At 63.4% G+C, this 25,983-nt stretch carries 27 protein-coding genes; 7 read left to right on the top strand and 20 right to left on the bottom strand.

Translation table 11 applies throughout. The features are described from left to right. Positions 1-43 precede the first annotated feature (43 nt). Positions 44-1,366, bottom strand: coding sequence for a 23S rRNA (uracil(1939)-C(5))-methyltransferase RlmD (gene rlmD / locus BN1133_RS15915; protein WP_050667457.1), 1,323 nt, complete (start codon positions 1,364-1,366; stop codon positions 44-46). 76 nt (positions 1,367-1,442) lie between these two features. Between rlmD and barA the strand changes: the two genes are divergently transcribed. The 3 genes from barA (at position 1,443) to BN1133_RS15900 (ending at position 5,560) form a co-directional block, all read left to right on the top strand. After that, entirely contained in the window at positions 1,443-4,148 is a 2,706-nt protein-coding gene (barA, locus tag BN1133_RS15910) for a two-component sensor histidine kinase BarA (protein ID WP_050667456.1), read from the top strand. 65 nt (positions 4,149-4,213) lie between these two features. Then, entirely contained in the window at positions 4,214-4,693 is a 480-nt protein-coding gene (locus BN1133_RS15905) for a YehS family protein (protein WP_050667455.1), read from the top strand. 3 nt (positions 4,694-4,696) lie between these two features. Beyond that, on the top strand, positions 4,697-5,560 hold the full coding sequence (locus tag BN1133_RS15900; RefSeq protein WP_082178031.1) for an N-acetylmuramoyl-L-alanine amidase: 864 nt from the start codon (positions 4,697-4,699) through the stop codon (positions 5,558-5,560). A gap of 43 nt (positions 5,561-5,603) precedes the next feature. Here BN1133_RS15900 and BN1133_RS15895 read toward each other — a convergent pair whose 3' ends face one another. The 11 genes from BN1133_RS15895 to rpoE form a co-directional block, all read right to left on the bottom strand. Continuing rightward, positions 5,604-5,804 carry a hypothetical protein gene (locus BN1133_RS15895; protein WP_050667453.1) on the bottom strand — a complete coding sequence of 67 codons (201 nt, stop codon included), beginning with the start codon at positions 5,802-5,804 and terminating at the stop codon, positions 5,604-5,606. A 79-nt stretch (positions 5,805-5,883) separates the two neighbouring features. Beyond that, on the bottom strand, positions 5,884-6,621 hold the full coding sequence (pdxJ, locus tag BN1133_RS15890; protein ID WP_050667452.1) for a pyridoxine 5'-phosphate synthase: 738 nt from the start codon (positions 6,619-6,621) through the stop codon (positions 5,884-5,886). Positions 6,622-6,624: 3 nt separating this feature from the next. After that, positions 6,625-7,362 carry a DNA repair protein RecO gene (recO, locus tag BN1133_RS15885; RefSeq protein WP_050667451.1) on the bottom strand — a complete coding sequence of 246 codons (738 nt, stop codon included), beginning with the start codon at positions 7,360-7,362 and terminating at the stop codon, positions 6,625-6,627. A 17-nt stretch (positions 7,363-7,379) separates the two neighbouring features. After that, the gene (gene era / locus BN1133_RS15880; RefSeq protein WP_050667450.1) at positions 7,380-8,285 is read right to left on the bottom strand and encodes a GTPase Era; all 906 of its coding nucleotides are present in this window, start codon (positions 8,283-8,285) and stop codon (positions 7,380-7,382) included. Beyond that, positions 8,282-8,953, bottom strand: coding sequence for a ribonuclease III (rnc, locus tag BN1133_RS15875; RefSeq protein WP_050667449.1), 672 nt, complete (start codon positions 8,951-8,953; stop codon positions 8,282-8,284). The genes era and rnc overlap by 4 nt, the downstream gene beginning before the upstream one ends. Then, positions 8,953-9,864: a signal peptidase I gene (gene lepB / locus BN1133_RS15870; protein WP_050667448.1), complete on the bottom strand. Its 912-nt coding sequence runs from the start codon at positions 9,862-9,864 to the stop codon at positions 8,953-8,955. Before lepB ends, rnc begins: the two co-directional genes overlap by 1 nt. 6 nt (positions 9,865-9,870) lie before the next feature. Continuing rightward, entirely contained in the window at positions 9,871-11,664 is a 1,794-nt protein-coding gene (lepA, locus tag BN1133_RS15865) for a translation elongation factor 4 (RefSeq protein WP_050667447.1), read from the bottom strand. Between the two features lie 119 nt (positions 11,665-11,783). Continuing rightward, positions 11,784-12,245: a SoxR reducing system RseC family protein gene (locus tag BN1133_RS15860; protein ID WP_050667469.1), complete on the bottom strand. Its 462-nt coding sequence runs from the start codon at positions 12,243-12,245 to the stop codon at positions 11,784-11,786. Positions 12,246-12,250: 5 nt separating this feature from the next. Further along, positions 12,251-13,231 (bottom strand): MucB/RseB C-terminal domain-containing protein, encoded by a 981-nt coding sequence (locus BN1133_RS15855; RefSeq protein WP_050667446.1) that lies wholly within the window; start codon positions 13,229-13,231, stop codon positions 12,251-12,253. Between the two features lie 5 nt (positions 13,232-13,236). Then, positions 13,237-13,821, bottom strand: coding sequence for a sigma-E factor negative regulatory protein (locus tag BN1133_RS15850; RefSeq protein ID WP_050667445.1), 585 nt, complete (start codon positions 13,819-13,821; stop codon positions 13,237-13,239). Between the two features lie 21 nt (positions 13,822-13,842). Beyond that, entirely contained in the window at positions 13,843-14,424 is a 582-nt protein-coding gene (gene rpoE / locus BN1133_RS15845; RefSeq protein WP_050667444.1) for an RNA polymerase sigma factor RpoE, read from the bottom strand. A 181-nt stretch (positions 14,425-14,605) separates the two neighbouring features. Between rpoE and nadB the strand changes: the two genes are divergently transcribed. Together nadB and BN1133_RS15835 are read left to right on the top strand one after the other, a co-directional pair. Further along, on the top strand, positions 14,606-16,213 hold the full coding sequence (gene nadB / locus BN1133_RS15840) for an L-aspartate oxidase (protein ID WP_050667443.1): 1,608 nt from the start codon (positions 14,606-14,608) through the stop codon (positions 16,211-16,213). A 164-nt stretch (positions 16,214-16,377) separates the two neighbouring features. Further along, complete coding sequence (locus BN1133_RS15835) at positions 16,378-17,742, top strand: endonuclease/exonuclease/phosphatase family protein (RefSeq protein WP_407922069.1); 1,365 nt, start codon at positions 16,378-16,380, stop codon at positions 17,740-17,742. Between the two features lie 6 nt (positions 17,743-17,748). Here the strand turns inward: BN1133_RS15835 and BN1133_RS15830 are convergent, their stop codons facing one another. Then, positions 17,749-18,129 (bottom strand): VOC family protein, encoded by a 381-nt coding sequence (locus BN1133_RS15830; protein WP_050667441.1) that lies wholly within the window; start codon positions 18,127-18,129, stop codon positions 17,749-17,751. Between the two features lie 120 nt (positions 18,130-18,249). Here BN1133_RS15830 and pepE point away from each other — a divergent pair, with 120 nt between their 5' ends. Next, entirely contained in the window at positions 18,250-18,975 is a 726-nt protein-coding gene (gene pepE / locus BN1133_RS15825) for a dipeptidase PepE (RefSeq protein ID WP_050667440.1), read from the top strand. Positions 18,976-19,049: 74 nt separating this feature from the next. Here pepE and BN1133_RS15820 read toward each other — a convergent pair whose 3' ends face one another. From BN1133_RS15820 to dnaB, 3 genes are all read right to left on the bottom strand, one after another. Further along, positions 19,050-19,469, bottom strand: a complete 420-nt coding sequence (locus BN1133_RS15820; RefSeq protein WP_050667439.1) for a secondary thiamine-phosphate synthase enzyme YjbQ — start codon at positions 19,467-19,469, stop codon at positions 19,050-19,052. Further along, the gene (gene alr / locus BN1133_RS15815; protein WP_050667438.1) at positions 19,469-20,542 is read right to left on the bottom strand and encodes an alanine racemase; all 1,074 of its coding nucleotides are present in this window, start codon (positions 20,540-20,542) and stop codon (positions 19,469-19,471) included. Before alr ends, BN1133_RS15820 begins: the two co-directional genes overlap by 1 nt. A 169-nt stretch (positions 20,543-20,711) precedes the next feature. After that, complete coding sequence (gene dnaB / locus BN1133_RS15810; protein ID WP_050667437.1) at positions 20,712-22,106, bottom strand: replicative DNA helicase; 1,395 nt, start codon at positions 22,104-22,106, stop codon at positions 20,712-20,714. A 332-nt stretch (positions 22,107-22,438) separates the two neighbouring features. Here dnaB and BN1133_RS15805 point away from each other — a divergent pair, with 332 nt between their 5' ends. Continuing rightward, positions 22,439-23,296: a Tim44 domain-containing protein gene (locus BN1133_RS15805; protein ID WP_050667436.1), complete on the top strand. Its 858-nt coding sequence runs from the start codon at positions 22,439-22,441 to the stop codon at positions 23,294-23,296. Between the two features lie 68 nt (positions 23,297-23,364). On the opposite strand, the gene BN1133_RS15800 is transcribed toward BN1133_RS15805, so the two are convergent. The 4 genes from BN1133_RS15800 to nudF are packed head-to-tail and all read right to left on the bottom strand — an operon-like array spanning position 23,365 to position 25,851. Further along, entirely contained in the window at positions 23,365-23,940 is a 576-nt protein-coding gene (locus BN1133_RS15800) for a YqiA/YcfP family alpha/beta fold hydrolase (RefSeq protein WP_050667435.1), read from the bottom strand. Then, positions 23,941-24,759 (bottom strand): 3',5'-cyclic-AMP phosphodiesterase, encoded by an 819-nt coding sequence (gene cpdA / locus BN1133_RS15795; protein ID WP_050667434.1) that lies wholly within the window; start codon positions 24,757-24,759, stop codon positions 23,941-23,943. Between the two features lie 21 nt (positions 24,760-24,780). After that, positions 24,781-25,173 carry a DUF1249 domain-containing protein gene (locus BN1133_RS15790; protein ID WP_050667468.1) on the bottom strand — a complete coding sequence of 131 codons (393 nt, stop codon included), beginning with the start codon at positions 25,171-25,173 and terminating at the stop codon, positions 24,781-24,783. 42 nt (positions 25,174-25,215) lie between these two features. After that, the gene (gene nudF, locus BN1133_RS15785) at positions 25,216-25,851 is read right to left on the bottom strand and encodes an ADP-ribose diphosphatase (RefSeq protein ID WP_050667433.1); all 636 of its coding nucleotides are present in this window, start codon (positions 25,849-25,851) and stop codon (positions 25,216-25,218) included. Positions 25,852-25,983 lie beyond the last annotated feature (132 nt).

Genomic DNA, 25,983 nt, shown 5'->3' with positions numbered 1-25,983 from the left:
GCCCTGTTTCAAGGCTTGCCTTGCGGCATCAGGGCCGCCCCCGCTACTCCCTGACGAACAGGGCAATCGACTCCAGGTGGCCGGTATGGGGGAACATGTCCAGCATACCGAGCCGCTCCAGTCGATAGCCGGCCTGGGTCAACACCTTGCTGTCCCGGGCCAGGGAGACGGGGTTACAGGAGACATAGACAACGCGGCGGGGCGCAAGTTTCGCCACATGAGGCATCACCTCGAGGGCGCCCGGACGCGCCGGGTCGAGCAGCACCAGGTCGAAACCTTCGCGGGCCCAGGGCAGATCCGTGATATCCGCCGCCAGATCCGCCTTGAAGATTCGCACATTGTCGATGCCATTGCCCGTTGCATTGTGCTGGGCACGCTGCACCATGGCCATCTCCCCTTCCACCCCCACGACCTCGCGGGCCAGGGCAGCCAGTGGCAGGGTAAAGTTACCCACACCGCAGAAGAGATCCAGCACCTTCTCTGTGGGCCGCACATCGAGCCACTCCATGGCCCGCGCCACCATGGCGTCGTTGATGGTGCGGTTGACCTGGATGAAGTCCCCCGGAGCAAAGGTCAACGAGAGCTCACCCAGGCGGTAGCCCGGGGTCATGGTCTGACGCAGGGGCTCGCACCGGTCGCTACCGTCTTGCAAATAGAGATCCAGCTTGTGCTGCTCGGCAAATGCCATCAGCAGGGTGCGATCCTGCTCATTGGGCTTGCCGGTGTGGCGCAGCAGCATCAGCAGGCCATCGTCGGCCTGCAGCAGCTCCACGTGCCCCAGCTCCCTTTGGTTTTTGAGGCGACCAAACAGCTCGCGCAAGGGGGCGATAAGGGCCGAGAGCGGCGCCTCCAGCACGGGGCAAGCGCTGATCTCGACCAACTCACTGGACTGGCGACGACGAAAACCCAAGCGCAGGCGGCGGGCGTTCTTGTCAAACTTGATGGCCAGCCGGCAGACCCGGCGATAGGCGCGATCCGGCCCCGTCATCACGGGCTCGAGATCCGGGATGGCGATCCCGCCCAACCGGCTGAAGAGGGAGCGCAGCCCCTGCTGCTTGGTCTCGTGCTGCCGGGCCAGGCTCATGTGCTGGGTACTGCAGCCGCCACACTCCCGATAGTGGGGGCAGAAGGGCTCGATCCGCTCGGGGGCCGGGGTGATCAGCTTTTGCAACTGACCGTGGGCGTACTGCTTCTTCTGCTCGGTCAGCAGCACCTTGACCCGCTCACCGGGCAGGGTGCCCTCGACAAACACGGCCTTGCCCTCATGACGGCCCACCCCCACGCAGTGGTGGTCGAGCGTATCTATAGTGCATTCAATGTGTTGGGGTTGCTTGTGGGTCTTCTTGGGGGTGAAAAACTGGGCCATAAAACTTGGTGCCTATAGGTGGCTATGTCATCATGTGGGAACCTGCAGCCGGGCATTGTCCCACAAGTACCATTGTATGACCAAATACGGCCTGAGAGCGCGCGTTCTGGCATTCACCATCCTGCCTACCCTGCTGATCGGGGGCATGATGGCCGGTTATTTCTCCTTCCACCGCTACCAGCAGCTGGAGAACAACCTCATCAATCAGGGCATCAACATCATCGAGCCCCTGGCCATCGCCAGCGAATATGGCATGACCCAGCACAGCCGCGAATCCCTCAAGCGGCTGATCGGGCTGACCCATCGCAAGAACTCTCCCCTCATCAAGTCCATCGCCGTCTTCACCCAGGACAACCAGCTGTTCGTCACCTCCAATTACCACAGAGACTTCGCCCTGCTGCGCCTGCCCAAGGGAGAGGCGATTCCGTCACTGGCCAGCGTGGAGCGACAAGGGGATGACATCATATTGCGCGCCCCAATCCAGGCCGAAACCAGTCTCGATGGCTTCCCCCTGCCGAGCGAGAGCGATCCCCCGGTCATCGGCTATATCGCCATGCAGATCACCACCGACGGCGCCCTGGTGCTCCAGTATCGGGATACCTTCTTCGCCGTCATGATGCTGGTCTGCGGCCTGGCGGTGAGCGTGCTGTTTGGCTTTCGGCTGGTCAAGAGTGTGACCCAACCCATCACCGAGATGGTGCAGGCGGTGCACCGGATCCGGGAGGGACGCCTCGACACCCGGGTCAGTGGCCAGCTCACCGGCGAGCTGGAGATGCTGAAAAACGGCATCAACGCCATGGCCAAGGCGCTCTCCGAATACCACGAGGAGATGCAGCAGAACATCGATCAGGCCACCTCTGACCTGCGCGAAACCCTGGAGCAGATCGAGATCCAGAACGTCGAGCTCGACATGGCCAAGAAGCGGGCCCAGGAGGCGGCGCGGGTCAAGTCCGAGTTCCTCGCCAACATGTCCCACGAGCTGCGCACCCCCCTCAACGGTGTCATCGGCTTCACCCGTCAACTGCTCAAGACCAGCCTGACCCCGAACCAGACCGACTACATGCAGACCATCGAGAAGTCGGCCCGCAACCTGCTTGGTATCATCAACGACATCCTCGACTTCTCGAAGCTCGAGGCGGGCAAGCTGCAACTCGAGCACATCCCCTTCAGCCTGCGCGACACTGTGGCCGAGGTGATGCACCTGCTCGGCCCCAGTGCCCACGACAAGGGGCTCGAGCTCTCCCTGCTGGTCGCCCCCGAGGTACCGGACCACCTCACCGGCGACCCATTGCGCCTGCAGCAGGTGATCACCAACCTGACCGGCAACGCCATCAAGTTCACCGAGCGGGGCAACGTGGACGTGCGCATCGAGCCCCAGCCCCACCACCGCAGCGGTGTGGTGCGCCTGCAGGTGCGTATCCGCGACACCGGCATCGGCATCTCCCCCGAACAGCAGCGCCAGCTGTTCCAGGCCTTCAATCAGGCCGACTCCTCCATCTCTCGCCGCTACGGCGGCACCGGATTGGGTCTGGTCATCACCCAGAAGCTGGTGCAGCAGATGGGGGGGCAGATCCAGATCGAGTCGCGCCAGGGCGAGGGCTCCACCTTCTCCTTCAGCATGGAGCTTGAGGTGTCGCCGCTCCCCTTCGACGACAGCCTGCCCCTGGAGAGCCTGCGCCAGCAGCGCATCTGGCTGCTCGAGCCAGACCCCTGTGCCCTGGCCGCCCTCAGCGCCCAGCTCACCACCTGGGGCATAACGAGCCAGCCCCTGCAGGAGGACGAGACGGTCCCGCCCCAGGAGCTGGTCATCATCGGCAGCGGCAGTCAGCTCCCCCCCGAGCAGGTGTTGCTGCGCCTCGACCAGTTGGCGGCCACTCACCCCGTGATCGTGCTGCTGGGGAGCCACGACCCCGCCCTCTACGAGCTGATGCAGGAGCACGGCGCCCTGCACTGCCTCTCCAAGCCAGTGCACCACCGCAAGCTGCTGCACGCCCTGCTCAGCGGCGATGCCACCGAGGCCGGAGCCCCCCTGCTGCTGCAACCGCCGCGCCGGCGCCACGAGATCAGGGTGCTGGCGGTGGACGACAACCCGGCCAACCTCAAGCTCATCGCCGCCATGCTCGAGGAGATGGTGCAGGAGGTGGTGGTGTGCCACAACGGCAAGGAGGCGGTGAAGCTGGCCCAGGAGCACCCCTTCGACATCATCTTCATGGATATCCAGATGCCGATCATGGACGGGATCAGCGCCACCCAGGAGATCCGTCGCCAGTCACGCAACCTCGACACCCCCATAGTGGCGGTCACGGCCCATGCCATCGCCGGGGAGCGCGAACGCCTGATCCGCCAGGGGATGGACGACTACCTGGCCAAACCCATCGACGAGGAGGTGCTCGAGCAGCTCATCACCACCTTCTCGAGCCAGCGACATCAACGCACCCAGAGCCATCTCATCGACTGGCCCCTGGCCCTGCGCCAGGCCGCCAACCGGCCCGATCTGGCCCGGGAGATGCTCGGCATGCTGCTCACCAGCTTCGACGAGACGGCCCCGGTGCTCGATCAGGCCCTGGAGGGGGAGAGTGATCCACAGGAGCTGATGGGGCGGCTGCACAAGCTGCACGGGGGGAGCGCCTACTGCGGCGTGCCGGCCCTGCAGCGGCTGCTGGCCCAGCTTGAGCAGCAACTGCGCGACGGCGTCGGGGTCGACGAGCTGGAACCCGAACTGCTGGAGCTACAGGATGCGATGGATCAGGTTCGCCAGGAGGCCCCCCGCTACCTGGCCTGATCCCGCTTTTTCTGACGCGAGCCCCGGCAGATGGTAGAGTTGCGCCCTATTCACAGGAGTCGACCTTGACCAACAACGATATTTTGCGCCGCCTGCGCTACGCCCTCAGCCTTGGCAACGACCAGATGGTCGAGATGTTTGCCAAGGGTAATCTGGCCATCGACCATGCCCAACTGCACGGCTGGCTGATGAAAGAGGCCGAAGAGGGAGCAACGCAGGAGGCCGGCTATGCCCCCTGCCCCGACTCGGCACTGAGCCAGTTCCTCGACGGCTTTATCGCCGTGCGCCGCGGGGTGCGTGAAGATGCACCGCCCCAGGAGATCCCCAACCGGATCAACAACAACCTGATCCTGCGCAAGCTGCGCATCGGCCTCAACTTCAAGGAAGAAGAGATGCTCGCCACCCTCAAGCTGGCCGACTTCAACCTCTCCAAGTCGGAGCTGAGCGCCCTGTTCCGCGCCCGTCACCACAAGCATTATCAGGATTGCGGAGATCAGATCCTGCGCAACTTCCTCATCGGTCTCACCGCCAAGTATCGCGGCTGACCCATGGTGCGGCCCCCTCCTGCCCCCTTGTCCCGCCTGCCGGAGGGCTTCGGGTGGTGCCGTAAAATGGTCGCCGGTCTCATTCTGCTGCTGGGCGGCTGCGACGAGGGGAGTTACCGCCTCGAGCAACACCCCAGTGCCAGCCAGGACGAGCGCATCCAGTTTATCGTCCTCCACTACACGGACGAGGACGACGATGCCTCGCTTCGCCTGCTCACCGAACCTGGCCATCAGGTGAGCGCTCACTACCTGCTCCCCTCTTCGAAGCCGGGTGTTCCCTATCGCATCTTGCAGCTGGTGGCCGATGAAAGGCGCGCCTGGCATGCGGGCAAGAGCCGCTGGCAAACCCAGGCCGGCCTCAACGCCAGCTCCCTCGGCATCGAGATAGTCAACCTCGGCTACCCGCCCGAGCAGGCCAGCCTCCCCCTCGACCAGCGCGACTGGCCTCCCTTCGAGGAGGCACAGATCCAGGCCCTGGCGGCCCTGCTGGCGGAGAAGGTGAAGCGCTATGGCATAGCCCCGACCCGACTGCTGGGCCACAGCGACGTGGCGCCGGAGCGCAAGGTCGACCCCGGTCCCCGCTTCCCCTGGCAGCGGCTGCACGAGGAGTTCGGGCTCGGCGCCTGGCCCGACGAGCGGCGAGTCGCCGAGCGACTCAAGGAGCCCTTCCCGAGCGACGCCCTCCCCTGGCAGCAGGCCCTGGCGCGCTACGGTTACGGGGTACCCCTGAGCGGCGAGTGGGACGAGATGACCCATCTGGTGCTGCGCGCCTTCCAGCTCCACTTCCGCCCGGCCCGCCCCGACGGGCTGCCCGATGCGCAGAGTTGGGCCCGCCTGACGGTGCTGCTGGAGCAGTACGCCCTGTAAGCACAAAAAAAGAGAGAGGCCCATGGCCTCTCTCAATCGGATATCAATTCTGCCGCCGGCTCTGCACCAACCGGTGCACACCTTCCGCCAGCCAGCCCAGCAACTGCACCAGGCCGAGGGGAATGGTCAGCAGCACCAGCCAGCGCTGCGGCTCATGCAGCTGGGTCAGCCCCACCGACTGATAGAGCAGCGGGGTCAGCAGGGCCGCCAGCAGGATCACCCCGAGACGCCACTTCGATTCCATGACTCGCATCTTGAACCTCAAAAGAAACTCATACGAGGCTCATTGTATCAGGGCGTCACAGGGTAAACCCTGCGCAGACTCACAGACCGGCGCGCGCCTCTTGCATCAGGGCTCGCATGTCGCTGACCGCCTTGGCCAGGCCGTCGAAGGCGGCGCGGCCGATGATGGCGTGGCCGATGTTGAGCTCGATCATCTCGGGGATGGCGGCGATCGGCTTGACGTTGTGGTAGTGCAGGCCGTGGCCGGCGTTGACCTTGAGCCCCTTGCCCGCCGCATAGGAGGCCCCCGCCTTGATGCGCTTGAGTTCGGCGTTCTGCTCGGCCTCACTCAGCGCATCGGCATAGCGGCCGGTGTGGATCTCGATGAAGGGGGCACCGCTCTCGGCGGCGGCATCGATCTGCACCGGGTCGGCGTCGATAAACAGCGACACCTGGCTGCCGACGGCGGCCAGACGCGCCACGGCGTCCTTGATCTTGTCGAGCTGGCCGGCCACATCCAGCCCCCCCTCGGTGGTCACCTCGGTGCGCTTCTCCGGCACCAGGCAGACAAAGTGGGGCTTCAGGCGGCAGGCGATGCCGAGCATCTCCTCGGTGACCGCCATCTCCAGGTTCATCCTGGTCTGGATGGTCTGGCGCAGGATCTCTACGTCACGGTCGGTGATGTGGCGGCGATCCTCGCGCAGGTGCACGGTGATCCCGTCGGCACCGGCCTGCTCGGCCACGAAGGCGGCCTGTACCGGATCCGGATACTGGGTACCGCGGGCGTTGCGCAGGGTGGCGATGTGGTCGATGTTGACCCCCAGATAGATCTCGCTCATTGACTACTCCTTGGATGAAACCTTGCGTTTGAGAAACAACTCCCGGCTCCTGAGGCGGCGATGCCCCAGATAGGGTTGCAGGGCCAACCGGCTGAAACGCTTGGCGGCCTGCAAGATGGCCGGAGTATCGAAACGGTGCTCGGCAAAGGCGTGCAGATGAGCACCGAGAAAGAGGTTGGCGGGATCGGGTGTGCGCTCGCGGGCGACAAAGCCCAGCTCGCGCTCGAACCCGTAGAGGCAATCCGGCAGGATCGGTGACTCCTCGTCGGCGGTGATCTCGAAGTCCACCGCGTAGCCGAGCGCCTCCAGCAGCAGGAACTCGAAGCGGCGCAGGGGCAGCTCGGGGACCGGGGTATCGGCCAGCAGGGTGAGGGCCTCGGCGTAGGCCTCGAACACCTCGGGAAAGGGGGTGCCCGATTCCAGCAGGTAGTAGACCAGCTCGTTGAGATAGAGGCCGTAGAAGAGTCGATCCCCGCTCAGGCGGGTCGGCAAGAGCAGCAGCTCGGCACGGGTGAGGGTCTTGAGATCGCCACGTCCACGCCAGCTCAATGCGAGGCGGGCGAAGGGCTGCAACACCCCCTTGAGGGGGGAGCGCTGGGTGCGGGAACCCTTGGCCACCAGGGTGAGTCGCCCCAGCTCGGCACTGAACACCTCGACCAGCTGGCTGGTCTCCCGATAGGGACGGGTGTGGATGACGAAGGCGGCGACCTGGTCGCCGCCATCACGGCTGCGGGGCTGCATGGGCGTCCCGCCGCGGATCAGTCGTCACCGTAGCCGAGACTGCGCAGGGCGCGCTCGTCGTCGGCCCAGCCGGCCTTCACCTTGACCCACAGCTCCAGGTGCACCTGGTTTTGGAACAGCCGCTCCATGTCCATGCGCGCCTCGATGCCGATGGTCTTGATCTTCTCGCCCTTGTTGCCGATCACCATCTTCTTCTGCCCTTCCCGCTCGACCAGGATCAGGCCGTTGATGTGGAAGATGCCGTTCTCTTCGACCTTGAAGCGTTCGATCTCCACGGTCACGGAGTAGGGCAGCTCCTCACCGGTGAAGCGCATCAGCTTCTCGCGGATGATCTCGGCGGCCATGAAGCGCGACGAGCGATCCGTGATGTAGTCTTCCGGGAAGAAGTGATCGTTCTCGGGCAACCACTCCTTGGCCCACTCGCGGATCTTCTCCACGTTGTCACCCTTGCGGGCGGAGATGGGCAGGACGTGGGTGAACTTCATCTGGCTGCCGAGGAACTCCAGGTGCGGCAGCAGCGCCTCCTTGTCCTTGATCTGGTCCACCTTGTTGATGGCCAGCACGATGGGGCACTTGAGGCCACGCAGCTTGCCCAGCACCATCTCGTCATCCTTGGTCCAGTGGGTGCCGTCCACCACGAACACCACCATGGCCACGTCGCCCAGGGAGCTGGTGGCGGCGCGGTTCATCAGGCGGTTGATGGCCCGCTTCTCCTCGATGTGCAGACCCGGGGTATCCACGTAGACGGTCTGATAGGCCCCCTCGGTGTCGATACCCAGGATGCGGTGCCGGGTGGTCTGGGGTTTCTTCGAGGTGATGCTCACCTTCTGCCCGAGCAGCTGGTTGAGCAGGGTCGACTTGCCCACATTGGGGCGACCGACGATGGCGACGAAGCCGCAGTAGGTCATCTCGTGTTCGCTCATAGCAACTGCTCCAGGGCTTGTTGGGCGGCGGCCTGCTCCGCCTTGCGGCGGCTCGAGCCGATACCGACCAGGGGGGTGCCCAGGCCGTCTACGTCACACTGGACGGTAAACTCCTGGTTGTGGGCCTCACCCTTGACGTTGATGACGGTGTAGGTGGGCAGCGGCTTGCGGTTGCCCTGCAGGATCTCCTGCAGACGGGTCTTGGGATCCTTTTGCTCGACGCCGGGCTTGATCTCCTCCAGACGGCTGGCGTACCAGCCCAGCAGCAGGGTACGGGTGGTATCCATGCCGCTGTCCAGATAGATGGCACCGATGAGCGCCTCGACCGTGTCGGCCAGGATCGACTCACGACGGAAGCCGCCGCTCTTGAGCTCGCCCGGCCCCAGGATCAGGTGATCACCGAGTTCGAACTCACGGGCCAGCTCGGCCAGGGTCTTCTCGCGCACCAGGGTGGCCCGCATGCGGCTCATGTCCCCTTCCGCCACCTGGGGGAAGCGGTGGAACAGCTCCTCCGCGATCACCAGGCTGAGGATAGAGTCGCCCAGAAATTCCAGGCGCTCGTTATGACGGGAGCCGGCGCTGCGGTGGGTCAGGGCCCGGGTCAGCAGCTCGCCGTCGTTGAAGCTGTAGCCCAGTCGGGACTGCAGCCGGTTACGCTTGATGGTCATCACTTGATTGCGCCAATACGGTTGAAGCGGACGCCGGTCGGGATCCAACCCGGCAGCAGTGACCCTTCTTCCCGTTCAAATTCAAAACTGATCCAGATGGCGACCGCCTTGCCGACCAGGTTCTGCTCGGGCACGAAGCCCCAGAAACGGCTGTCGGTACTGTTGTCACGGTTGTCACCCATCACGAAGTAGTGCCCCTCCGGCACTACCCACTCGTCCGGATAGGTCCCGCTCTGGCGGTAATAACGGTCCACCAGATCGGGCATCACGGGGTTACGCAGGGTCTCATGGCTCACCGCTCCCAGCTGCTCGGTGTAGCGATCGAGCGGGATCCCCATCTGGGTAAACTCGCCGCGCTGCTCGAACTTCACATCCAGCTTCTTGAAGCCACCGCAGCTCTGCCCCTCGTCGCAACGGGGGCGGATCATCAGCTCCTTGTTGCGATAGAGGATGCGATCCCCGGGCAGCCCCACCACCCGCTTGATGTAGTCGACACGGGTATCCAGCGGATACTTGAAGACCACCACATCACCGCGCTTGGGCTCCCCGGTCTCGAGGAACTTGGTGTTGGTCACCGGATCGCGCAGACCATAGGCGAACTTCTCCACCAGGATGAAGTCGCCCACCAGCAGGGTCGGCATCATGGAGCCGGACGGGATCTGAAACGGCTCATAGACGAAGGAGCGCAGGATCAGCACCAGGGCGATCACCGGGAAGACGCCACCGGTCTGCTCGACCCAGACCGGCCGCTCGGCCAGCTTGGCCAGGCTCTTGGCATCCTCGGCGCCGTTGGCGCGGGCCACGGCCACCTTGGCGGCGCGCTGCTTGGCCCAGACCAGCTTGTCAACGGTCCAGATAATGCCCGTCAGTATGGTGACGACGACCAGGATCAGGGAAAAGGTGCTCGCCATGGGAGATTAGTCCTTACCTACGTGGAGAATGGCCAGGAAAGCCTCCTGGGGCACGTCGACGCGACCCAGGGACTTCATCCGTTTCTTACCCTCTTTCTGCTTCTGCAGCAGCTTTTTCTTACGGCTCACGTCACCGCCGTAGCACTTGGCCGTCACGTCCTTACGCAGGGCCTTGACGGTGCTGCGGGCGATGACGTGGTTGCCGATGGCGGCCTGGATGGCGATGTCGAACATCTGGCGCGGGATCAGCTCGCGCATCTTCTCCACCACCTGGCGACCCCGGTACTGGGAGTTCTCCTTGTGGGTGATGATGGCCAGGGCGTCGACCCGCTCACCATTGATGAGGATGTCCAGACGCACCATGTCGGAGGTCTCGAAGCGCTTGAAGCCGTAGTCCAGGGAGGCGTAGCCGCGGCTGGTGGACTTGAGGCGGTCGAAGAAGTCGAGCACCACCTCCGCCATGGGGATCTCATAGGTCAGCGCCACCTGCTTGCCGTGGTAGACCATGTTGGTCTGCACGCCGCGCTTCTCGATACAGAGGGTGATGACGTTGCCCATGTACTCCTGGGGCAGCAGGATGTTGCACTCGGCGATGGGCTCGCGCACCTCTTGAATGCTGGTCACCGCCGGCAGTTGGGCCGGGCTGTCGATGTAGACGGTCTCGCCATCGGTGGTGAGCACCTCATAGACTACGGTCGGCGCCGTGGTGATGAGATCCAGATCGTATTCACGCTCCAGACGCTCCTGGATGATCTCCATGTGCAGCATGCCGAGGAAGCCACAGCGGAAGCCAAAGCCCAGGGCGGTGGAGTTCTCCGGCTCATAGAAGAGGGAGGCGTCGTTGAGAGAGAGCTTCTCGAGGGCATCGCGGAACGCCTCGTAGTCATCGCTGGAGATGGGGAACAGGCCCGCATAGACCTGGGGCTTGACCTTCTTGAAGCCCGCCAGCGGCTTGTCGGCGCCGTGCTTGGCCAGGGTCAGGGTATCGCCCACCGGCGCACCGTGGATGTCCTTGATGCCGCAGACAACCCAACCTACCTCGCCACAGCCCAGGCCGTCGGTGTCCACCTGCTTCGGCGTGAAGATACCGATGCGATCGACGCCCCAGGTCTGGCCGGTGCTCATCACTTTGATCTTCTCGCCCTTCTTGAGGGAGCCGTTCTTGATGCGCACCAGGGAGACGACGCCCAGATAGGAGTCGAACCAGGAGTCGATGATCAGCGCCTGCAGCGGTGCATCGGGATCCCCTTCCGGTGAGGGGATCTTGGCCACTATCTCTTCCAGCACCAGATCGACGCCGAGGCCGGTCTTGGCGGAACAGCGCACCGCGTCGATCGCATCGATGCCGACGATGTCCTCAATCTCCTCGGCCACACGCTCGGGCTCTGCCGCCGGCAGGTCGATCTTGTTGAGCACCGGCACCACTTCCAGGTCCATTTCCATGGCGGTATAGCAGTTAGCCAGAGTCTGTGCCTCAACCCCCTGACCGGCATCCACCACCAGCAGCGCCCCTTCACAGGCAGCCAGGGAACGGGATACCTCGTAGGAGAAGTCCACGTGGCCCGGGGTGTCGATAAAGTTCAGCTGATAGGTGTTACCGTCTTTGGCCTGGTAGTTCAGGGTCACACTCTGTGCCTTGATGGTAATGCCGCGCTCACGCTCCAGTTCCATGGAGTCGAGAACCTGGGCCTGCATCTCGCGGTCGGAGAGGCCGCCGCAGGTCTGGATCAGGCGGTCGGACAGCGTCGACTTACCGTGGTCAATGTGGGCGATAATGGAAAAGTTACGAATGTGTTTCATCGAGCAATAATCACTCAAAAAGTTGTGGTATCCGGATATGGAGGCAGGATTTTACTGGATAAGCGCACGCTCGGCCATTCTTTAGTCGGCCACCCCAGTAAAATCGCCTTCTGCGGGGGTTAAGGATGGAAACGGGTCGGGATCACGCGCCCCAGCATACGGGGGGCATACTCCCCCTCACCGAGGCGGTGGGAAAGGTAACGAACCAGTAAAAAACCGAGTCCGCCCCCCAGCGCCGTGGCGAGGATACTGACCCCCTCTCCTCCCTGCAGCAGGGGGCGCAGCCAGAGCTGGCCAACCAGACCGCCCCCCACCAGACAGAGCAGGGGCAGCAGATAGACCAGCAGAGCCCCCTGGATCAGGCTGCGCTGGGGAATGCCGATGCGGATCTGCTGACCCACCCGCACCTCCTCGCACAGGCGCACCCGCACCCGCTGGGCACGGTTGGCCAGGGCCTTGGCGACGGTACCTGTGCCACAGTCGCTCTGCTGCTGGCAGCCGCTGCAGGCACTGCGCCGCTCGCAGCTGACCCAGGCGTGATCGCCGTCGAGCTCGACCACGGTGGCCAGCTCCTCACTCATGGGGCTCATTGCACCGCCTCGTTGCGAGAGAGGGGCTTGATCGACTCGGCAATGCGCTTGGCGGTCTCGGCAGGCACCTCGCCCACCACGGTGATCTCCACCCCGACGTCATTGACGAAGCTCACCAACGTGGTCGCCCCCTGACGGATCAGCTGCTGGCGCACGCTCTGCTGGGGATCGGCCCGGGAGACATAGACCGAGAGATCCACCAGACCGTCCGAAGCCATCATGTAATCGACCGGCTGATTGGTGGCCACCAGACGGTGGCGATCCCGCGACTTGAGGATAAAGCCATCCGGCAGCCAGGTGATGCGCCATGCCAGCTCCTGCTGGGGCGCCTGATAGGCCTCTTCCAGCGCCAGGGCCGGCGGCTGGGATTCCGCAGCCAGCTTGGCGAGCCAGGCCGGCGCCGCCGTCAGCAGATCGAGATCGACCCCCAGCACCTGCTCCACCAGATTACCTTCCCGATCGATCATGTCGACCCGCAGCAAGAGGTGGCTCTCCTCATCGAGCCAGAGCACGAAGCCGTACTTCTCTCCGTCCCGGGGCACCAGACGCACCACCTGGGAGACCTGACCGGCCACCCGGCTGCGGCCGGCCATCACCACGTCATAGGAGCGGGTCAACTGGTCGAGGGGCACCCGTTGCAAAGCGCTCCAGATGCCGGGGAAGCGGGCCCCCTTGAGGGTATAGGGAGAGTGGCCGGCTTCGAAGAAGGTGTAATCGTCGGCCCGTTGCAGAAACTCGATATTCTGACCATCCAGATGGGTCAGGTGGGCCACCTGCTGCCCCTTGATGATCGTATGGCTGTAACGAAGTGATTCGATGCGTCCCTGACGAACCTTGACCATGGAGAGTTCGAAGTGACGATGGTGAGAGGCACTCTGCATCTGTTGCAGCAAGGCCTCGGCCGACGCAGGGTCGGCCGAGGCCTGGGAGCAAATCAGGAGCAGAGCGGCCGATACTGCGAGGCGACTCTTGCGCACGAAGACTATTCCTGAACCTGTTGTGCCTGATGGAGACGTTGCTGCAGCTGGTGATCGCGCAAGAAGGCATTGATGCGATCCCGCTGCTCATTCATCTGCTGCTCGGTCAGTGCCTGCTGGCGGGCCCGGCTGTCGTCCTTGGGATAGTGAACGCTCACCGGCGCCGCATTGCCGCCGATCGGGATGGTGTTGAGCACAGGATTGACCGGAGTCACCGAATCCTGACCCTGGTAATGCTGCACCCCGAAGATGACGGCGGCGGCCACGGAGGCGGCGATGGCATATTGCCCCATTTGCTGGCCGAAGCGGCGCACCAGCGGGATCACCTTGCCACCATGAAGCGGCGCGGTCGGTGCCGGCTGGGGAGCCAGCACGGTGGGCTCCTCATCCAGCGCCATGGCAATCTTGTCACACAGATCGAACTGCATGGTGTCAGGCAGCTCGCCCCGCATGGCATCACCGATGAGGTGATAGCGTGACCAGCTGGCTTGCAGCTCGGCATCGCTCATGACCTCATCAATCGCCTGCCGACCCTGCTCACCGTCCAGCACCCCATCCATCAGGGCGGAAAGTTGCTCTTTGTTCGCCATAAGAAAACCTGTATCCCCAAGTTAATGTGCAATCAGAGGCTGCAGCTTCTTGTCGATCGCTTCCCGCGCTCGAAAGATTCTGGAACGCACGGTACCCACCGGACACTCCATAATCTCTGCAATCTCCTCATAACTCAGCCCTTCCAGTTCTCGAAGGGTGATTGCCGTCCGTAAATCTTCGGGCAGAGCCTCTATGGTGGCGAAGACGGTACGCTTGATCTCGTCGGTCAACGCCAGATTTTCCGGAGTCGAGGTCTCGGTCAAGGCCTCGCCGCCGTCGTAGTACTCTGCCTCGTCTGCCTCCACATCACTGCTGGGGGGACGGCGCCCCTGGGAGGTCAGGTAGTTCTTGGCCGTGTTCACGGCAATACGATACAACCAGGTATAAAAGGCACTCTCGCCGCGAAACGTTCCGATGGAGCGGTAGGCCTTGATGAAGGCCTCCTGTGCCACATCGGGCACGTCACCGGGGTTGCTGACATAGCGTGATACCAGGTTGACCACCTTGTGCTGATACTTGCGTACCAGCAGGTTGAACGCGTTCTTGTCACCGCGTTGAACTCGCTCAACCAATTGTTCGTCCAGTAGATTCTGGTCGCTCATTGGAGCCGTAAAACCCCCATCAGGTTATCGTTCTTCTCATCCGGCCCTTCCTAAGCGCACTAGTTCAGACAGGGTTCAGCAAGGAAAGTTCGCTCGGGCGCAAAAAAATGTGATGCAGGCTGCATCCTCGCGGCCCCTTGGGCTACCATAGGGCCAGTTTTAACTCAGGCCAATGATACTTATGAAAGCAAGCGTTGAATACCTTTGCGACGTGCTCATCATTGGTAGCGGTGCCGCCGGTCTCTCCCTCGCCCTGCGCCTGGCAGACTCGGCAAAAGTCCTCGTACTGAGCAAGGGGCCCATCAGTGAAGGGGCCACTTTCTATGCGCAAGGAGGCATCGCTGCCGTGTTCGACGAGACCGACAGCATCGAATCCCATGTCAGCGACACCCTCAATGCCGGCGCCGGATTGTGCGACGCGCGAGCGGTCGAGTTTACCGCTCGCCACGCCCGCGACTCGATCCAGTGGCTGATCGGCCAAGGGGTACCGTTTGACAAGGAAGAGGGAGAGGAGGGAGAGGAGCACTATCACCTCACCCGCGAGGGGGGGCACAGCCACCGCCGCATCTTCCATGCCGCCGACGCCACCGGCAAGGCGGTCCAGACCACCCTGGTCGATCAGGTGCGCCAGCACCCCAATATTCAGTTGATGGAGCGCTTCAACGCGGTCGATCTCATCACCACCCGCAAACTCGGCCTGCCCGGCAATCGGGTGCTTGGCGCCTATGTCTGGAACCGGGACAGCGAAGAGGTAGAGATGGTGCGCGCCCGCTTCGTGGCCCTGGCCACCGGCGGCGCCTCCAAGGTCTATCAGTACACCTCCAACCCGGACGTGAGCTCGGGCGATGGCATCGCCATGGCGTGGCGCGCCGGCTGCCGGGTGGCGAATCTGGAGTTCAACCAGTTCCACCCCACCAGCCTGTTCCACCCGGACGATCGCAACTTCCTGCTGACCGAGGCCCTGCGCGGTGAGGGGGCCTACCTGCGCCGCCCCGATGGCAGCCGCTTCATGCCCGATTTTGACGAGCGCGCCGAGCTGGCACCGCGGGATATCGTCGCCCGCGCCATCGACCACGAGATGAAGCGCCTCGGGGTGGACTGCATGTATCTGGACATCAGCCACAAGCCGTCGGATTTCATCATCAAGCACTTCCCGACCATCTATGAGCGCTGCATGGCGGTGGGCATCGACATCACCAAGGAGCCCATGCCCGTGGTGCCGGCCGCCCACTACACCTGTGGCGGCGTCATGGTCGACAAGCACGGCCAGACCGATGTGCCGGGTCTCTACGCCATCGGCGAGGTGACCTACACCGGGCTGCACGGCGCCAACCGCATGGCCTCCAACTCCCTGCTCGAGTGCGTGGTCTACGCCCGCTTCGCCGCCGAGGATATTCTGGCCAAGCTGCCGGCGAGCGAAGAGCCCCCCTCCCTGCCCGCCTGGGACGAGAGCCAGGTGGACGACTCGGACGAGCGGGTGGTGATCCAGCACAACTGGCACGAGCTGCGCCTGATGATGTGGGACTATGTGGGGATCGTTCGCACCAACAAGCGCCTCGAGCGGGCCAAGCGCCGCATCGAGCTGCTCAAGCAGGAGGTGCAGGAGTATTACGCCAACTTCCGTGTCTCCAACAACCTGCTGGAGCTGCGCAACCTGTTGCAGGTGGCCGAGCTTATCGTCGAGTGCGCCATCCGCCGCAAGGAGTCCCGTGGCCTGCACTATAACCTCGACTACCCGGATCAACTGCCCAATCCCAAGCCAACCATACTCACTCCCAAGCCGGAGTAACCAGGGGGCCCGTCATGGGCCCTTTTCGTTTTACTCTTTTGGTTGTGAATGGCCTCACACTTCCCCCATTCCACCCCGTTCGAAGCCGAACAACTCTCTATAATGCCAGCGCTCCACCGGAGCATCATCTGTCTACGCTACGGAACACAACAATGAAAACAATGATGAAACATGCACTGGCGGCCTCAGTGTCGCTGGCCCTGCTCGCCGGTTGCGAATTTTCCTTTAATAGCGACGATAACGACGCTGCGGCCAGCACGGTTCGCTTTGCCACCTTCAACCTCTCCTTCGATCGCACCGCCGCAGGCATGCTCTCCGGCGCGCTGGCCCTGACCCGTGCCGAGCAGGATGCCCTGCTGGCTCAACTGGCCGAAGGGAGCCTCTCCGGCGCCACTGAAACCAAGGCCAAAAATGTCCAGCAGATCCGCAACGTGGCCGAGATCATCCAGCGCACCCGCCCGGATGTCTTCGTGCTCGACGAGTTCGACAACGACGGCAAAGGTGGAGACACCCGGGATCTGAAGGCCTTCAACGACAACTATCTGGCCCATGCCCAGCACGCCGAGGTCAAGGCCATCACCTATCCGGTCATGGAGAGCTTCGCCACCAACACCGGCCTGATGAGCGGCTTCGATCTCAACAACGATGGCAAGGTGAACTCGGGCCCGGACGATGCCTGGGGCTTTGGCAACTACCACGGCCAGTACGCCTTCGCCCTGCTCTCCAAGTATCCGGTGGATAGCAAGCAGATCCGCACCTTCCAGAAGTTCAAGTGGAAGGATATGCCGGGTGAGCAGAACCCCGTCATCGACGACTGCAATAACGCCAAGGCCCCGATCCCGGCCAATCGCCAATGCGGCGATCGCTGGTACAGCGACGCGGCCTGGAATGGCTTCCCCCTCTCCTCCAAGAACCATGTGGATGTGCCGGTTCGGGTGAAGACGGGTAACGGCGAGACGGTGATCCACTTCCTGCTCTCCCACCCGACGCCCCCCATCTTCGGCAACGCGGCGCGCCACAACCTCAAACACAACCGCGCCGAGGTGGATTTCTGGAACGACTATGTGGCCGGCGAAAGCTACATGGTCGATGACCAGGGCAAGGCGGGCGGGCTCGCCAGCGGGGCGCGCTTCGTCATCGCCGGGGATCTCAACGCCGACCCCCAGATCGGCGACGGGGATCTCACCGCCATCCAGGATCTGCACAACAACGCCCTGGTCAATCAGGCGGTGAGTAACGGCCATCTCATCCCCACCAGCGAGGGGGGCCCCGAGTGCCTGGCAAGCAAGGTGTGCCAACGCAACAACAGCCGCCCCACCCCGGAGCGCATCACCAGCAGCAGTGGCCTACAGCTCGATCATGTACTCCCCTCGGCCAATCTGGAGGCGAGCGCCGCCGGCGTGTTCTGGCCCTCGAGCAGCCAGAGTGGCTACCACCTGGTCTACGGGGTGTTCGACGGCAAACCGGACATCGCCAAGAAGGTCTCCTCGGATCACCGCCTGGTGTGGGTCGACCTCAAGGTGAAATGACCAGAATCAGGCTCGATTGGCGAGCTCGATAAGGTTACCGTCCGGATCGCGGACATAGAGTGACAGCAGGGGGCCGGTGGCACCGGTACGGTGCACCGGCCCCGCTTCGACGGGGATCCCCGCCGCCCCCAGCTCGGCGGCAACCCGCTCGAGCGCAGTGGTCACGATAAAACAGAGATCCCCGCTTCCCACCATGACACGGGCCGCCTTGGGCTCGAACTCCTGTCCACTCCGGTGCAGGTTGATCTTCTGGCTACCGAAGGCGAGGGCCACCCTCCCCTCCCCAAAGCGCACCTCCTCCATCCCCAGCACATCCCGATAAAACTCAAGGGTGCGATCGAGGTCGGTCACGGTGAGCACCAGATGATCGAGCGACGCTATCTTCATATGATTTCCCTCAGTGCGTCGCCCTATGACCCCTCGATCACAGTTTTTGTACGCCGCACGCGCTATGGTCTGCACTCCCTTTTCGCCCCAGGGGGCGCGTCTTCTATCGAGGAGTCCATCATGGATCTGCTACTGCTTAGCAACGGAAAAACCGACGAACAACCCGGCCTGCTCGGCTGGGCCCGGGAGCGGGTAAGAGCCCTGCTGGCTCGCCACAATGTACAACGCATCCTGCTGATCCCCTATGCCGTCATTCGGGGAGACTGGGATCAGAGGGCGGCGGAGCTGGCCGAGAGCCTGGGCGTCGAGGTGCAGAGCATCCACCACGCCGCCGATCCGGTGGCCGCGGTGCAGCAGGCCCAGGCCATCTTCGTCAGCGGAGGCAATAGCTGGCGCCTCAATCAGCAACTCCACGAGCGGGGACTGGTGGTCCCCATCCAGCGGGCCGTGCGCGAGCGGGGCGTCCCCTATGTAGGCTGGAGCGCAGGCACAAATGTAGCCACGCCCTCCATTCGCACCACCAACGACATGCCGGTCTGCAGCGCCGCCGTGCTGCCGGCCCTGGGCCTGTTCCCCCTGCAGATCAATCCTCACTATCTGGATACGGTCATCAACGGCCACAAGGGGGAGACCCGGGACGAGCGTCTGGCCGAGTTCTGCGCCATCAACCCGAGCGAGTACGTAGTGGCACTGCGCGAAGCGAGCCTGCTGCAGGTGAGCGGGAATACCATCGAGTACTGGAGTGCGCGGGGAGAAGACTTCAAGATCTTTAAACAGGATCAGGCGCCGCAGGCTTTTATGGAGGCGACCCCGCTGGCCGGGCTGACCCCCTTCGCAGCGCGCTAGCGCGCCTTCGGGGAAAAACCAAAACGAAGAGGGATGGCGCAATGCCATCCCTCTTTGTTCGTGACGGTCCCGGCTTACTCGCCCTGCAGGGTCACCACTATCTTGCGGGCCCCGCCGTCCAGGCGGTGCTCGCCGAGCCAGATCCCCTGCCAGGTACCGAGGGCCAGGCGTCCCTCCCGAATGGGCAATTGCAGGCTCACGCCAAGCAGGGAGGACTTGATATGGGCGGGCATGTCATCCGGCCCTTCATCGGTGTGGCGATAGTAGGGGGCCTCTTGCGGCGCCAAACGGTGCAGGTGCGCCTCCATATCGGCGCGCACGCTCGGGTCGCAGTTCTCGTTGAGGGTGAGCGAGGCGGAGGTGTGTTGCAGCAGCAGGTGCACCAGGCCCACCCGGTAGCCGGCAAGCTCGGGCAGTTGGGCCAGCAGCTCGTCGGTCACCAAGTGAAAGCCCCGCGAGCGGGGCCTCAGGGTGATCAAACGCTGATGCCACATCAGACGTACTCCATAAAGACCCGGGAGGTGAGCTTGGTGATGAGCTCATAGGGAATGGTACCGATGGCCTCGGCCACCCGCTCTACCGGCAACCCGTCACCCCACAGCACCACCTCGTCCCCTGCCTTGTCGCAGGCACCAGGCCCCAGATCGACCGTGGTCATGTCCATGGAGACGCGGCCGACCAGCGGCACGATGCGACCGTTGATCAGCACGGGCGTGCCGTTGGGAGCCATGCGCGGATAACCGTCGCCGTAGCCGATGGCCACCACCCCGAGGCGCGTGTCTCGCTCCGACACCCAGTTGGCCCCGTAGCCGACGGGCTCGCCCGCCTTGTGGTCGCGCACCGCGATAAGCTGGGTCTTGAGCGTCATCACGGGTTTGAGGTCGTAATCCGCCGCCACCGTGTCCGGGAACGGCGAAACACCGTAGAGGATGACGCCGGGGCGCACCCAGTCGCAGTGGGAATCCGGCCAGGCCAGGATGCCGGCCGAGTTGGCCATGGCGCGCTCGCCGGCCAGGGGAGCCGTCAGCTGGCTGAAGAGATCGATCTGCTCGCGGGTGGTGGGTTGGTCCAGCTCGTCGGAGCGGCTGAAGTGGGTCATGACGTTGAACGGCTGCACCACGTTCTTGCACTTGCCGAGGCGCTCGATGAAGGCGGGCATCTCTTCGGCACGCACCCCGAGGCGGTGCATGCCGGTATCGAGCTTGAGCCAGGCCACGACGGGGGCGGGAAGCTCGGCCTGCTCCAGCGCCTCGAGCTGCTCCCAGGTGTGCACCGCAGTCTGCAGATTATTGGCCGCCAGCACCGGCAGATCGTCGGGGGAGAAGAAGCCTTCCAGCAGCACGATGGGCTTGACCACGGCGCAGGAGCGCAGCATCAGCGCCTCCTCGATGCGGGCCACCGCATAGGCATCCGCCGCCGCCAGGGTACGGGCGACCGGCAGCAGGCCGTGGCCATAGGCGTTGGCCTTGACCACGGCGATGATCTTGCATTCGGGGGCGTGGCGCTTGACCACGGAGAGATTGTGGCGCAGGGCCTCGGTATTGATTTGGGCAGTTGCCGCTTTCATGGTTTTCCCTTACGAGAGCACAAATGGCGCAGCCCCCCGACGGGAGGCCGGAGGCCGCCGCTCAGTTGTCATGGCCGGACCGGCAGAATTGTCGAACCGGGAAAACAGGCCCCGGGAGGGTACAGACCCAAGCCGGGGCTATGGTGGCGAGCGTTAGCGGATGCTCGCCTTAATAGTCATCATCAAACGCCGGACCCGCGTAGTTGTCAAAGCGCGAGAATTGGCCCTGGAAGGTCAACCGCACTCTTCCTATCGGGCCGTTACGCTGTTTGCCGATGATGATCTCGGCGATCCCCTTGTCGGGGCTGTCGTCGTGATAGACCTCGTCGCGGTAGATGAACATGATGAGGTCCGCATCCTGTTCGATGGAGCCGGATTCACGAAGGTCCGAGTTGACCGGGCGCTTGTCGGCCCGCTGCTCCAGGCTTCGGTTAAGCTGGGAGAGGGCCACCACGGGACACTGCAGCTCTTTCGCCAGGGCCTTGAGGGAGCGGGAGATTTCACCGATCTCCAGGGTCCGGTTGTCGGAGAGACTGGGCACTCGCATCAGCTGCAGGTAGTCCACCATGATCATGCTGATGCCGCCGTTGTCCCGCGCCACCCGACGGGCACGCGAGCGCACTTCGGTCGGGGTAAGGCCGGAGGAGTCGTCGATGTACATCTTCCCTTTCTCGAGCAGCAGCCCCATGGTCGAGGAGAGGCGAGCCCAATCCTCGTCGTCGAGCTGACCGGTCCGCACCTTGGTCTGGTCGATGCGCCCCACCGAGGCGAGCATACGCATGATGATCTGTTCCGAGGGCATCTCGAGGGAGAAGATAAGCACCGGCTTGTCGGCGGTGAGCGCCGCGTGCTCGCACAGGTTCATGGCAAAGGTGGTCTTGCCCATGGAGGGACGGGCCGCGACGATGACCAGATCCGAGCGCTGCAGGCCGGCAGTCATCTTGTCCAGATCGTGATAACCCGACGAGACCCCGGTTACCCCGTTGTGGGGGGTCTTGAACAGCTCCTCAATCTTGTCGACGGTCTGCTCGAGGATCAGCTTGAGGGGCTGGGGACCTTCACTGGCGCTGGTACGCTGCTCGGCGATCTGGAACACCTTGCTCTCGGCCAGATCGAGCAGATCCCCGGAGTTGCGCCCCTGGGGCTCATAGCCGGCCTCGACGATCTCGTTGGCCACGGCGATCATCTCGCGCACCACGGCCCGCTCGCGCACGATTTCGGCGTAGGCACCAATGTTGGCGGCACTGGGGGTATTCTTGGCGATCTCCACCAGGTAGGCGAAACCGCCCACCTCCTCGAGCTGCTCGGAGCGCTCGAGATCCTCTTGCACCGTGATGAGATCGATGGGGCTGCCCGCATTGGAGAGGCGGGTCATGGCCTGGAAGATAAGGCGGTGGGGACGGCTGTAGAAGTCCTTGTCGATGACCCGTTCGGCCACCCGATCCCAGGCGTCGTTGTCGAGCATGAGACCGCCCAGCACGGACTGCTCGGCCTCGAACGAGTGGGGGGGAACCTTCAGCTGTTGTGTCTTGGCGTCTTTCTTCGCCGCCGCTTGCTCTGCCATAGGGGATCTGAATTGCTCGAAAGGAGGGAGAATTCTACAAAATATCCCCCTCCACCGCGAGGCCCAATCAGATCGGACAGATTAACCAGATGGCAGGCAGGGACTCCTGACGCAACTTCTGCTTGCTACGCTGCTTGCGCTCGCGGCGGCTGGCTCGACGAATCTTCATGGTTTGCTTCCCTCTTTGTTATCACGACACGCCTCTCCATTCATGAATAATTCATGCCAGAGCAGTTATCAATGGGGCACGCTGGCGATTCATGGGATGATTCGCAGCCTGCGATGCAAGGCGCATCGCTCCTTTGAACGAACGAGAGTGAAAAAGAGCCGACATGAAAAGAGTGTTGACCCTGTTTGCCGTCATCCTGGCCATTGGCCTGGGGGCACCGATCGCCGAAGCCAAGAAGCTGGGCGGAGGCAAGTCCTTTGGCAAGAGCTACAAGACGGCACCGGCCCAACCGGCCGCCAAGCCTGTCGATAGCAAGAACCCGACCCTGGGAGCCCAGACCGCGCCCAAGAAGAGCGGCCTGATGGGCGGCCTGCTCGGTGGCCTGCTGGCCGGTGGTCTGTTTGCCTGGCTGCTCGGCAGCGGCGCCTTCGAGGGGCTGCAGGCGATGGACTTCGTGCTGATCGCCGCCCTGGCGTTCGGGGTCATGTTCCTGCTGCGCACCCTGCGCAAAGGCGGTGCCCCCCAGGCCGCCCGACCGCAAGCGGCCTATGCGGGTTATCAGCCCCAACAGCCGACGCCGCAGGCCTTTCAGGCTGATAGCAGCGCCCCCCAGGCGAGCGGCTTCACCGAGAGCGATGTCCCCTTCCGTCTGCCCCCGGGCTTTGACATGAATGCCTTCCTCTCCGGCGCCCGCGATCACTACCGCACCCTGCAAGAGGCGTGGAACAAGAACGATCTGGAGAAGATTCGTGAATACGTGAGCCCGGAGCTGTTCGACCAGCTCAAGGCTGACCGCGCCGAGCTCGCCGGCGAGCAGCACACCGAAGTGATGTACGTGGATACCCAGCTGGTTCGTGCCGACCACGGCAGCGACTGGGCGCAGGTGAGCGTGCTGTTCACCGGTCGCTACATGGACCGCACCGAAAACGTCGAGGCCGACATCAAGGAGGTGTGGCACCTGGAGCGCGACCTGGCCAAGGCCGGAGCCCCCTGGCACATCGTCGGGATCGAAGAGGCCTAAGCCCCTCTGGAAACAAGAAGGCGACCGCATGGTCGCCTTTTCATGGGCCACTCTTATGACACTCAGGCTCAGAGGCCAAGGAAGCGCACTATCTGGGCACAGTAGCGCTCGAAACCGACGAAGGCGTGGTTCCCCTCACACTCCATGGTGAAGCGGGCGAAGCGATACTCCTGAAGCGCCTGATGGCTGTCGAGCACCTCATCAGCCTCCTGCTGCAACACCCAGAGACGCTCGGGGGCCGTCACCGGCACGGCCAGCGCCTCGAGCTCGGCCATGTGCTCATGAGTCAGGTCGTAGCACTCCCCGGTATAGGGGTTCTGCTGGGGCCCCAGATAGTCGGCCAGCAACGCGTGGGGACGCACCGCAGGATTGACCAGCACGGCGCGGCAACCGTAACGCTCGGCCACCCGGGTGGCCATGAAGCCCCCCAGAGAGCTGCCCACGACGCCGAGCAAGGTTCCCTCGGGCTGGGCGGCAATGGTCTGTTCAATACAGTGCCAGGCGGCCGCCGGTGTACTCGGTTGGGCCGGGATCACCACCCGGATATCGGGCCTGTGAGCGGCCACCCACTCGGCCATCTGGGTTGCCTTGAGGGAGGCGGGAGAAGAGTTAAACCCGTGCAGATAGAGCAGAACCGAGGCCACCTAGTACCCCCGGGCCTGGGAGTCCGGCACGAAGCTGCCGGCGGGCAGTCGCCACACCTGGGTGTCGATGCGGCCGTCCGGATGCAGGGTCAGATAACGCCAGCCCGGCCCCGACTCATCGAGGGTAAAGTCGTCGCACAGGGGCTTGAACTGAATGCAGGTGGAGGGGGTGGCGATGAGACGAACTCCTCTGTGCACCTCGTCAAATTCCTGATGCACATGGCCAAAGAGGATGGCACTGGCCTGGGGATAGCGGGCCAGGACGGCAAACAGATCGTCGGCATTCTTGAGATTGTGCTGATCGAGCCAGGCACAACCGACCGGCACCCCCTGATGGTGCAAGGCGATCAGGGCATGCTTGTCCGGATGGGTGCGCAGGGCGCGATCGAGAGCAGCCAACTGATGATCGGCCAGCACACCATGGGGCTTGGTGCGCACCTGGGTATCGAGCAGGATGATCTGCCAATGCTCGCCAACCAGCCACTTGGCCTCGCTGATCCCCGCCTCAAAGAGGCTCTGGTTCATCAGGGGGCCGTCGTCGTGATTGCCGGGCAACCAGTAGATGGGTTTGCCAAGCGGGGCCATCATCTGCGCGAAGCGCTGGTAAGAGCCGGCGCTGTGATCCTGGGAGAGATCTCCCGTCGCCAGCACCAGATCGAAGGGCTCGTCACTGCCTTGCACACGCTCCAGCACGGCCGCCAGGCTGTCGGCCGTGCGCACCCCGAGCAGTTGCCCCTCGGGGTTGGCAAAGAGATGGGTGTCGGTTATTTGCAGCAGGCGCACACACCCGTCGGGCGCCTGAAGTCGCTCTGTTTCCAAAATCACGCTTCTTCTTATGGATTAGAAAATCTTGGCAAGGGTGGAACCATGCCTGAGACAGAAGTTAAGCCACTCGGCCAGAAACTGGTTGACCTGGGCCTTCTCATCGGGCTGGTGCATGCCTTCATTCGGGTAATCATATCCCGGTTGCAGGCGGGAAATCTGTTGGGCCGCACACACTTCCGCCATGCGCACATCATGATACAAACGAATCTCTGCCTGACTCTGCAACCAGGCCGGCAGATCGGGGTTGCACTGGCTGAAGGCAACCCGGGTGGTGAAGCGACTCTCTTCCAGAACCTCGAGGCGAAAAAAGAGGTCGCCCGCCTGATAGTGGCGTTCGGCCCCGGGTACCAGCTCACCCGGCAGCAACCGCATCAGGGCCATGTAGTTCACCTCACAGGTGCGCTGCATGGTCCGCAGATCCGGCACATATTTTCGCTGTGCCTGTAACACTCAACTTGCTCCTGCCCAACGGGCCTTCAACTGCACATGATGTAACTGCAGCCACTGCAGCGCGATGACCGAGGCGGCGTTGTCGATGCCCCCCGACTCTACCAGAGCATAGGCGCTCTCTCTGCCTAGTACATGCACGCGGATATCCTCGCCCTCTTCGGCCAGGCCATGCAGCCCCTGTGCCGAGCCGGCATCCACCTCGCCCACAAACACCTCGATACGCTCCGAGGTGCCCCCCGGGCTCACCAGGTAGCTGAGAGCATGCTCGATGCGTCCGATGGTGACGCCGGCCTCCTCCTCGGCCTCTCGCCGTGCCACCTCATCGGCGGGCTCGCCCGGCTCTATGATGCCGGCGATCAGCTCCAGCAACCAGGGCGTCTGGCTGGTGGTAAGGGCTCCGATACGGAACTGCTCGACCATCACCACCTGATCCCGGTGCGGATCATAGGCGAGCAGGGCGGCGGCATGGCCGCGCTCGAACAGCTCGCGCACCATGGGTTCGGACCAGCCGCCGGCGAACAGACGGTGACGCAGTCGATAGCTGTTGATCTTGAAGAAACCGTCGTAACCACTGCGCTTCTCCAGCACCTCTACATCGGTTGGACCAAAGGTCGCAACCGGACGCTTGTCTACCATCTTGGCCTCCTGGCTTGACTTGAACCCTGATGAATCTAGAATCACGGGGCCATGAATGAACGCTCATTCATTTTTCTCCCCCCGACATCAGAGGGCGGATTCTAGCAGGATGCCACGGGATGACTAAGTGAC

This window comes from Aeromonas schubertii, from assembly GCF_000820105.1.
GTDB lineage: Bacteria > Pseudomonadota > Gammaproteobacteria > Enterobacterales > Aeromonadaceae > Aeromonas > Aeromonas schubertii.
Note: the sequence above shows the minus strand (reverse complement) of the source record. Positions and strands in the feature narration are given on the sequence as shown.